General features: G+C 70.8%; 5 protein-coding genes. 1 reads left to right on the top strand and 4 read right to left on the bottom strand.

The features are described from left to right. Nucleotides 1–255 precede the first annotated feature (255 nt). Nucleotides 256–1989: a glycerol-3-phosphate dehydrogenase/oxidase gene (locus NNI01S_RS26730; RefSeq protein WP_063023099.1), complete on the top strand. Its 1734-nt coding sequence runs from the start codon at nt 256–258 to the stop codon at nt 1987–1989. 16 nt (nt 1990–2005) lie between these two features. Here NNI01S_RS26730 and NNI01S_RS26725 read toward each other — a convergent pair whose 3' ends face one another. From NNI01S_RS26725 to NNI01S_RS33885, 4 genes are all read right to left on the bottom strand, one after another. Next, nucleotides 2006–2581 carry a TetR/AcrR family transcriptional regulator gene (locus NNI01S_RS26725; RefSeq protein ID WP_063023130.1) on the bottom strand — a complete coding sequence of 192 codons (576 nt, stop codon included), beginning with the start codon at nt 2579–2581 and terminating at the stop codon, nt 2006–2008. Nucleotides 2582–2640: 59 nt separating this feature from the next. Continuing rightward, the gene (gene hpnE, locus NNI01S_RS26720) at nt 2641–4002 is read right to left on the bottom strand and encodes a hydroxysqualene dehydroxylase HpnE (protein WP_063023097.1); all 1362 of its coding nucleotides are present in this window, start codon (nt 4000–4002) and stop codon (nt 2641–2643) included. An 89-nt stretch (nt 4003–4091) separates the two neighbouring features. Then, complete coding sequence (locus NNI01S_RS26715) at nt 4092–4874, bottom strand: DNA-formamidopyrimidine glycosylase family protein (protein ID WP_063023095.1); 783 nt, start codon at nt 4872–4874, stop codon at nt 4092–4094. Between the two features lie 69 nt (nt 4875–4943). Further along, on the bottom strand, nt 4944–9830 hold the full coding sequence (locus NNI01S_RS33885; protein WP_063023093.1) for an ATP-dependent helicase: 4887 nt from the start codon (nt 9828–9830) through the stop codon (nt 4944–4946). Nucleotides 9831–9848: the final 18 nt, after the last annotated feature.

Below are 9848 nucleotides of genomic sequence, written 5' to 3'. Positions count from 1 at the left end.
TCGTTCTCGCTTCGCTCGAAACCGGGGGTTGCGGTGCGCTGGGTGCGTCGCTGTCGCGGCTCGCTGATCGCGGGCGGTGTCGGGTGCCTCACTGGGCGGTGAGGATGTCTCGCGGCTCGGTTAGTGTGGTCTTGTTACCGGCGAGTAGGTGGTGGCGACACGGACTCGGGCGCGGGCGGTCGATCCGCGGCGGTTCGCCTAGCCTGGACCTGAACGCTCGATCGGACACATCCGCGTCGGCTGGAGGAGTCGAGCATGGCCAACAAACCGGAACCGCAGTTGCTCGGGCCGGAGCAGCGCAGGGCGGCCTGGGAGCGCTTCGGCAAGGATCATTTCGATGTGGTCGTCGTCGGCGGTGGCGTGGTCGGGGCGGGCATCGCACTGGACGCGGCGACGAGGGGTTTGCAGGTCGCCTTGGTCGAGGCCCGCGATTTCGCGTCCGGGACTTCCAGCCGGTCGTCGAAGATGTTCCACGGTGGACTGCGGTACCTCGAACAGCTGGAGTTCGGCCTGGTGCGGGAGGCGCTGCGGGAACGCGAGCTCACGTTGTCCACCCTGGCGCCGCACCTGGTCAAGCCGCTGCGGTTTCTGTACCCGCTGACCAATCGCGTGTGGGAGCGTCCGTACGTGGCCGCGGGCCTCGTCCTCTACGACACCATGGGTGGATCCAAAAGCGTTCCCGGTCAACGGCATCTGAGTCGCGCGGGTGCATTGCGGCTGGCGCCGGGGTTGCGGCGCGACTCGTTGATCGGCGGTGTCAGCTACTACGACACAGTCGTCGACGACGCGCGCCACACCATGACGGTGGCGCGCACGGCCGCGCACTACGGCGCGGTGATCCGCACGTCCACCCAGGTCGTGGGGTTCGTGCGGGAGGCGGACCGGGTGATCGGCGTGAAGGTGCGCGACACCGAGGACGGGCGTAACGGCGAGGTCCTGGGCCATGTGGTGATCAACGCGACCGGCGTGTGGACCGACGAGGTGCAGGCCCTGTCGCATCAGCGCGGCCGGTTCCACGTGCGCGCCTCCAAAGGGGTGCACATCGTGGTGCCGCGCGACCGGATCGTCAGCGACACCGCGATCATCCTGCGTACCGCGACCTCGGTGCTGTTCGTCATCCCGTGGGGCGCGCACTGGATCGTCGGCACCACCGACACCGAGTGGAATCTGGACCTCGCGCATCCCGCCGCGACCAAGGCCGATATCGACTACCTGCTGGAACGGGTGAACGAGGTACTGGTCACGCCGCTGACGCCCGGCGACATCGACGGCGTGTACGCGGGCCTGCGCCCGCTGCTGGCCGGGGAGAGCGACGAGACCTCCAAGCTGTCGCGCGAGCATGCTGTGGCCCGGGTCGCGCCGGGCCTGGTCGGCATCGCGGGCGGAAAGTACACCACCTATCGCGTGATGGCCCTGGACGCGGTGGACGAAGCGGCGCAGGACATTCCGGCCCGGGTCTCGCCGTCGATCACGGAGAAGGTGCCGCTGCTCGGCGCCGACGGGTATTTCGCGCTGGTCAACCAGACGGTGCAGCTGGCCGAGACCTACGGGGTGCACCCCTACCGGGTCAAGCACCTGCTGGACCGGTACGGCTCGCTCATCGCGGACGTGATGGCCTTCGCCGAGGACAAACCCGAACTGTTGCAACCTATTACGGACGCCCCGTCCTATCTGCAGGTGGAGGCGGTATACGCGGCGGCGGCCGAGGGCGCGCTGCATCTCGACGACATCCTCGCCCGGCGGACCCGGATCTCGATCGAGTATCCGCATCGCGGCAGCAACTGCGCCGAGCAGGTGGCTCAGCTGGTCGCGCCCATCCTGGGCTGGGACGAAGAGGAGATCGATCGGGAGGTACGGACCTATCAGGCGCGGGTCGACGCGGAGATCCACTCGCAGACCCAACCGGACGACGCCTCCGCCGATGCTCTGCGGATCGCGGCCCCCGAGCCCCGGCCGGAGATCCTGGAACCGGTGCCGTCCGAGAGCTGAGGCGCGACCGAGCCCATCAGCACCGGCCGGCGGGCGTTTCGACGCGCATCGCCCAGTCGACCAGTGAGCGCAGGTAGCGCAGCACCAGCTCATCCGGGTACTCGACCGGATCGACGAGATGCAGGCGAGCCAATTCCTCCATGGCAGCCAACAGGATTCGCTCTGTAGGACCGTTGGGGTCCACGGTGACCCCGAGATAGCGGGACAGATGCCGCGCGCCGATCGCGCGGGCGTAGGCGCGGCCGAGCGCGAGCCGCTCGCGCAACTCGGGCGGCCCGCCGTCGAACGGACTGAGGATTATGCGCCAGCTCGTCGGCGCGGCGTGCAGGTAGGCGAGGATGCCCCGGCCGACGCGGTCCATGTCACCGTGGTCCCAGTCCACGCTGCGCATACCCGCGAACGCGATGGCCGACTCGCGATCCAGCAGCGCCGACGTCAGGCCGGACAGGTCGGTGAACTGCTGGTACACCAGCGCGCGGGCGACCCGCGCCTCGCGCGCCACCCGATCGATGCTCACCGCGCCGAAGCCTTCGGTGGCCACGATGTCACGCGCCACGTCCAGCAGTTGGGTACGGCGGTCTGCGGCGGACATCCGGCGCTTGGGCCGCGCCGGTTCGGTGGTCCCGCGCTCGGCCGTGGAGCGATCCGTGGTCACGCAGACGAAGGTAGCTCGAGCAGGAGATCGACCGCCCGCGCGGCGCTCTGCACCGCGCTTTCCATCGTCGCCGACCAGTCGGTCGCGGTCCAGTCGCCCGCGAGCACCAAGCTGGGCACCGAGGTCCGCTGCGCCGGTCGCAACGCATGGGTGCCGACGACCTGCGAGAAGGTGGCCTTCGGCATACGCACCACCTGCGCCTGCACCACGTTCGCCGCATGCGCCGCCGGATAGTAGCGGCGCAGCAGCGCCATCTGCTCTGCGACGATCTCGTCGCTGGACTTGTGGATCTGCTCGTAGGCGCCGCTGGTGGTCAGGCAGTACAGCCACGCCTTCGCGGTGCTGCGTCCGGTCATCCGCTGGCGATCGAAGACCTCGTCGATGACGCCGGTGCCGCCGATCAGGGCCTCGAATTCGGCCGTGGTGCCCAGGGGGCGGTCGAGGTAGAGGTTGGTGCTGACGATCGGCGTGTATCCGAGTTTGTCCGCGGCCGCGTAGATCTCGGCGTGTTCGGGCAGGTCGTCGAGCAGGCCGCCGATATTGGAGTTGGGCACCGCGCACACCACGGCGTCCGCCGGGATGGTGGTGCCGTCGGCCAGTGCGACGCCGGTGACCCTGCCGTCGGCGATGTGGATGCGGCGGGCAACGGCCCGGTAGCGCACTCGCACGCCGTATTTCTCGAAGACGCGCAGCGCGCCGGTGACATACAACGTGTCCAGGTCGGTGGTGGGATAACCGATGCCGACGGCTCGCCGGTGCCGCAGACCCAGCCGGATGCCGGTGGCCATCACATCGGCGAACACCTTCGCGGATTCCTGCTGCACGGGTTCGGCCGCGATGCCCAGCGCCAGCCAGTCCCACAGTGCCTCACGCGCTTTGGCGGGCATGCCGACCCGGTCGAACCATTGCTCGGTGGTGAGGCCGGGCAGGTCGGCGGGCTGGTTCAGGCACTGCCGGCCGAGCCGGACGGTGGCGATCGCCGCGCGCACGCGCTCCAGCGGATTCGCGTCGGGATGCGCGCCGAACAGCGTGCGCAGCGCGCCGATTCCTTTGGTGCGCATCGTGACGCTGCGCCCGTCCGGCCAGCGCAGCGTGGCGCCGTGCGGGAAGGCGATGTATTGCCGTGTACCGACGCTGGTGAGATAGCGGAACAGGTGGTCGTATCCACTGGCGATCACGTGCTGGCCGTTGTCCGGTGGATCGTCCACCGCTTCGGCCCGCATGGCGTGGGTGCGTCCGCCCAGCTGACCCCGGCGCTCCAGCAGAGTGACCTGCTTGCCTGCCTCCGCCAGCCAGACCGCCGAGGCGAGCCCGGCCAGGCCGCCGCCGATCACCACGTATCGCCGTGGGTCGCTCATGGTGCCCTCCCGTCTAACTGGCAAGTTGTAAGTTAAGTGGCCGGGAAGCACTCGTCAAGGGCGGAAAGGTTTCTCGCTCTGTCCCGCGATCAGTCCACCGGCGCGGGCTGGCAGTGCGGACAGAAGAAGATGCCGCGTTCGCGCTGGACCACGCGGTCGTAATCCGGTGCCGTGTCGCCGAGCAGGTCGGCGACCAGCGGCGTGCCGCAGCGCTGGCACGGGCGGTGCGTGCGGCCGTAGGCCAGCGGCCGTCGCGGGGGCCGCTGGACCGCTTCGGTCAGGATGCGGTGTGCCTCGTTGACCATCGCCAGCAGGTCGGGAACGTCTCCCACCCTGGTGGCGGGGTGCACGCGGCGCAGGAAACAGACCTCGCTGCGGAAGACGTTGCCGATGCCGGCCAGATTGCGCTGGTCGAGCAGGGCCACGCCGATGGGTTGATCCGGATACCGCTCCAGCCGCCGGACGGCTTCGGCCGCATCCCACTCCGGCCCGAGCAGGTCGGGTCCGAGATGGTCTACGACGCGGTGCTCGTCGCGCACCCGCACCACCTCGACAGTGCCGAGCGAGAATCCGACAGCCTCGACGTCGGCGGTGCTCAACACAACCCGTGCGGCCACACGCGGTCTGGTCCAGCGCTGTCCGCAGTGGAACACGCGCCAGCTGCCCTCCATCTTCAGGTGCGTATGCACGCTCACGGTGGGCGTGCGGATGAAAAGGTGCTTCCCGTAACTGCCGACGCTTTCGACCGTCTGCCCGCGCAGATCGACCGTCGCATAGCGCGGCACCCGGAAATCGCTGCGCGTCAGTTCCTTTCCCGCCAACGCGGCGCGGAGCCGTTCGGCGGCCAGGAAGACGGTGTCACCCTCGGGCATGCGACCCCGATGCGCTGACGGGACCATCGAACGAGCCGAACGAGTCACGGCCGGTCCACCGCCTGGTGCTCACGGACGGCTCCGGAGACGGAGTCCGCGCGGGGTGGCGGAGAAGCCCGCTTCGGTGAGGAAATCAGCGAAAGTATTGCCGTGCACGGTGTCTCCGTTCACGCGGTCGATGACCAGCGAGTCGACCCGGCGGCGCCGGACCAGGTCGGCCAGCGCTGCGGCGGCGGCCCGGCGCGCGTCCGGGTCCTCGGTGAAGGTGAGCAGGGTCTTGCCGCCCCGTTCCAGATACAGGACCAGTTCGCCGTCGACCAGCACGACCACCGCCCCGGCCTTGCGGCCCGGGCGGTGACCACCCTCGACGTCGCTCTTCGGCCAGGCCAGCGCGGCGCCGTACGGATTCGCGGGATCGGACGCGGCCAGCGCCAGCACCGAGCCGGTCGGCTGCCTGGACTCGGGACGGGCGCGTTCGGCGTCGAAGGAACGCAACCGGTCCACCACGTCGGTGGTGGAGAACTGGGCGCCGCCGAGCGAGTCGACGAAGTAGCCGCGGCGGCAACGACCGCGATCCTCGAACTCGGTGAGCACCCGGTACATCAGCGCGAACCCACCCGGTACGCCCTCGTTCTGCACCGAGCCCCTGGTCAGTACCCCGTACCGCTCCAGAAGCAGATCCGCGGTCGCGTGCGCGCGCACGGTGTTGTCCGACACCCGCTCCGGTAGCAGCGACCATCGTCCGGCGACCGAGGGCGGACCGGATCGGGTGGGCATGCTCGGCCGGGGTAGGTAGGCGCGCCCCCGCGGCGCGCGCCGGGGCGTGCGATGGGCTGTGGTGGTCCGGGTCGTGCCCGACAGCAGCGCTCGCACGGGCGCGAACGTGTCACCGGAAACCATTCCCGCCCAGACCAATTCCCAGAGGGCGGAGGACACCGCGGCGTCGTCGAGCAGGCCGGTGGCGTCCGACAGTTGCCGGAAGAAGTACGCGCCGCCGCCCTGCGGCACGGGTATCAGTCGTTCGGCGGGCGCGCCCGTCATCGGAGACTTCGGATCGGTCGCGTCGAGCGGTGAACGTCCGCCGTTGTCCGGCACGGACCCGGTCTGAGCAGCGGCGCCGGAATGACCGGCTGCTGTGGCGGATCGCCCGTTCGGGCCGCGCCCGTCGATCGCGCTGCCTGCGGGCGGGTCCGGCTCGTCCAACGGCACGGGAGCTCGCACGGCCTCCACGGGAGCGGGCGGCGTCCATGGCACGAAGGTCGCGCCCAGCGCGGTGAGCAGGCGCAGCTGGACGTCCGTGAGGTCGATCTCGTCCGGCGGGGCCAGGGTGAACGGCGCCTGTTCGGCCGGATGCAGAGCGATCCAGCCGTCCTTGGCGGTGATGGCGCCGTGCCCGGACCAGATCACCTCGCCGGTCGCCATGAGCTCGTCGAGCATGGCGGGGGTGTAGTCGGGCACCCGCGCGGGCAGGATGAGCGATTCCCAGGCGGAGGCCGGAATCGGCACGCCCGCCAGTTGTTCCACGACGGCCGCGACCCCGTCGACACCGCGCAGCTCGCCGCCGCCGACGTGCTGCCAGGCCGGGAGGAAACGTCCGAACGCGGCGGTCGCGACGGGCTCGACCTCGTGCCGTGCGGCAGCGAGCGAGCGGCGGCGCAACCGGCGCAGCACCTGCGCGTCACACCATTCCGACCCGGCCGCTCCAGGGGTGAATTCACCCTCCACCACTCGTTTCTCGGCGGCCAGCCGATGCAGGGCGGTCGCGGCGACCGCGGTGCCCAGCCCGAACCGGGCCGCCACAGCCTCGGTGGCGAACGGCCCGTGCGTGCGGGCGTAGCGGCCGACCAGATCGCCGAGCGGGTCGGCCACCGGCTCGATGAACGCCGAGGGCGTACCGATCGGCAGCGGAACCCCGAGCGCGTCGCGCAGCCGGGCCGCGTCCTCCACCGCGACCCACCAGCTGCGACCCGCGAACGACACCTCGAGCGCCCGCCGTGCGGCCACCAGGCTGTCGAACCATGCGGTGGGGTCGGCCGCGCAGCGCTCGGCGGCTTCGGCGGCGGTGAGCGGCCCCAGCAGCCGCAGCAGATCCGCCAAGCCCTCGGCGTCCCGTGCGCGCCGCTCGGGGGTGAGCCGTTGCAGTTCCCGCTCGGTTTGCTCCATGACCGCGGCGTCGAGCAGTTCGCGCAGCTCGACCCGGCCCAGCAGTTCGGCGAGCAGCCCGGAATCGAGCGAGAGCGCGGCGGCGCGCCGCTCGGCCAACGGGCTGTCGCCGTCGTACATGAACTGCCCGATGTAGTCGAACAGCAAAGCGTTGGCGAACGGTGACGGCGTCGCCGTCTCCACCTCGACCAGCCGGATCTGACGCCGCCCCACCCGGCCGAGCAGGTCACGCAGCGACGGCAGGTCGTAGACGTCGCGCAGGCATTCGCGCACCGTCTCCAGCAGGATCGGGAACTCGGGGAATTTGCGCGCCACGTCGAGCAACTGGGCCGAGCGCTGCCGCTGCTGCCACAGCGGGGCGCGTTTGCCCGGGTCGCGGCGCGGCAGCAGCAACGCGCGCGCCGCGCATTCACGGAACCGGGAGGCGAACAGCGCCGAGCCGCCCACCTGCTCGGTGACGAGGTCATCGATCTCGTCGGACTCGAAGACGAACAGTTCGGCGCCTGGCGGATCGTCGGTGGTGTCGGGCAGCCGCACGACGATGCCGTCGTCGGAGGCGTTCGGCGCGGCGTCCACGCCGAACCGCTCCCGCAGCCGAGCGCCGACGGCGAGCGCCCACGGAGCGTGCACCGGGAGGCCGTAGGGGGAGTGCAGTACCAGCCGCCAGTCGCCGAGCTCGTCGCGGAACCGCTCCACCACGAGGGTGCGGTCGGTGGGCAGATGCCCGGTCGCCGTGTGCTGTTCGTCCAGCAGCATGAGCAGATTGGCGGTCGCGTTGTCGTCGAGACCGGCGGAACGCATGAGCTCCGCGACGTGGTCCGACCTCGGAACGGTGGACGCGCCGAGTTCGCCTCGCGACGCGCGCCCTGCCGGCCCGGCGCCGTCGGCGCGCGCCCGCGATTTCGGCGCGCTCGGCGATGCGCTCGCCTCGCGCCGTGCCGTCTTTCCGGCGGCACGATCCTGCGCGACCGTGCGCACGAACTCGCCGAGCGCCGCGCCCAGTTCGGCGGGCCGCCCGAGCCCGTCGCCGTGCCAGAACGGCAAACGCCCAGGCTGCCCGAACGCGGGCGTCACCAGTACCCGATCGAAGGTGATCTCCTCGATCCGCCAGCTCGTCGCCCCGAGCGCGAACACGTCGCCGACCCTGGATTCGTAGACCATCTCCTCATCGAGCTCGCCGACCCGGGACGCCTTCTCGCCCACCATGTACACCGCGAACATGCCGCGATCGGGTATCGCACCGCCCGAGGTCACGGCCAGCCGTTGCGCGCCGGGCCGGCCGGTGAGCGTGCCCGCGTCGCGATCCCAGACCAGCCGGGGACGCAACTCGGCGAACTCGTCGGACGGATACCGCCCGGAGAGCAGGTCGAGCACCGACTCGTAGGCCGAGCGCGGCAGCGCCGCGTAACTGCCGGTGCCGCGCACGATGTCGAACCATACGTCGACGTCGATCGGGTCCAGCGCGCACGCGGCGACGGTCTGCTGCGCGAGGATGTCCAGCGGGTGCGCCGGGATCTGAATCGCTTCGATCTGCCCGGCGGTCATCCGCTGCGAGGCCACCGCGCAGTGGATGACGTCGGTGCGGTGCTTCGGGAAGATCACGCCGCGAGAGATCTCCCCGACCTGATGCCCGGCCCGCCCGATCCGCTGCAACCCGCTGGCTACCGAGGGCGGCGCCTCCACCTGGACCACCAGGTCCACCGCGCCCATGTCGATGCCGAGTTCCAGACTGCTGGTCGCGACGACGCAGCGCAGCCGCCCGCTCTTGAGATCGTCCTCGATCAGCGCCCGCTGCTCCTTGCTGACCGAGCCGTGATGCGCGCGCGCCAGCAGGGCGCCGGCGCCGTGGATCACCTCGGTGGACGGGCCGAGCTGAGCGGGCGGCTTGTGCTCGATCTCCACGGGCTCGCCGAGGCGGGCCGCGTAGGCCTCGTTGAGCCGGGCGGTGAGCCGCTCGGCCAGCCTGCGGGAGTTCGCGAACACGATCGAGGACCGGTGCTCCAGTATCAGATCGACGATCGCCTCGTCCACGTGCGGCCAGATCGATCCCGGCTGGTCGGAATCGCCCGGCTCGGTCATGTCCGCCACCGGCACGCGCACCGAGAGGTCGAATGTCTTCGGCGCGGGGGGCGCGACCAGGGTGATCGGAGCGTTGCCGACCAGGAAGCGCCCGACCTCCTCCGGCGGCCGCACGGTCGCCGACAGCCCGATGCGCTGGGCGGGCCGCTCGGTCAGCAGATCGAGCCGGGCCAGCGACAGCGCCAGATGCGCTCCGCGCTTGGAACCGGCGATCGCGTGCACCTCGTCCACGATCACCGTGCCCACGTCTCGTAGCGTCTCCCGGGCGGCCGAGGTCAGCATGAGGAACAACGATTCGGGCGTGGTGATCAGGATGTCCGGCGGGGTGCGCAGCATGGACCGCCGATCGGCCGCGCTGGTGTCGCCGGAACGGACCCCGACGGTGATCTCCGGCGGTTCCAGGCCCAGGCGCTTGGCGGTTTGCGTGACGCCGACCAGCGGCGCCCGCAGATTGCGCTCCACATCCACCGCGAGCGCCTTGAGCGGGGACACGTACAGCACCGAGGTGCCCGCCCGCTCGGGCCGCTGCTCCCGCGTCGCCAGCCGGTCGATCGCCCAGAGGAACGCCGAGAGCGTCTTGCCGGAGCCGGTGGGCGCGACGACCAGCGTGTGCTCGCCCGCCGCGATCGCCTTCCAGGCCCCGAGCTGAGCGGAGGTCGGCGCGGGGAACGCGCCGTCGAACCACTCCTGGGTCGCGCGGGAGAACTGGGCCATGGTTTCAGTGTGCACCGG

Origin of the sequence: Nocardia niwae NBRC 108934 = DSM 45340 (genome assembly GCF_001613465.1) — a bacterium.
Classification (GTDB): domain Bacteria; phylum Actinomycetota; class Actinomycetes; order Mycobacteriales; family Mycobacteriaceae; genus Nocardia; species Nocardia niwae.
This window is presented reverse-complemented; position numbering and strand designations above follow the sequence as displayed.

Excerpts from the sequence above, each read along its gene's own strand:
- NNI01S_RS26730 (WP_063023099.1), top strand. The coding sequence starts at position 256 with ATGGCCAACAAACCGGAACCGCAGTTGCTCGGGCCGGAGCAGCGCAGG.
- NNI01S_RS26715 (WP_063023095.1), bottom strand. The coding sequence starts at position 4,874 with ATGCCCGAGGGTGACACCGTCTTCCTGGCCGCCGAACGGCTCCGCGCC.
- NNI01S_RS26725 (WP_063023130.1), bottom strand. The coding sequence starts at position 2,581 with ATGTCCGCCGCAGACCGCCGTACCCAACTGCTGGACGTGGCGCGTGAC.
- NNI01S_RS33885 (WP_063023093.1), bottom strand. The coding sequence starts at position 9,830 with ATGGCCCAGTTCTCCCGCGCGACCCAGGAGTGGTTCGACGGCGCGTTC.
- hpnE (WP_063023097.1), bottom strand. The coding sequence starts at position 4,002 with ATGAGCGACCCACGGCGATACGTGGTGATCGGCGGCGGCCTGGCCGGG.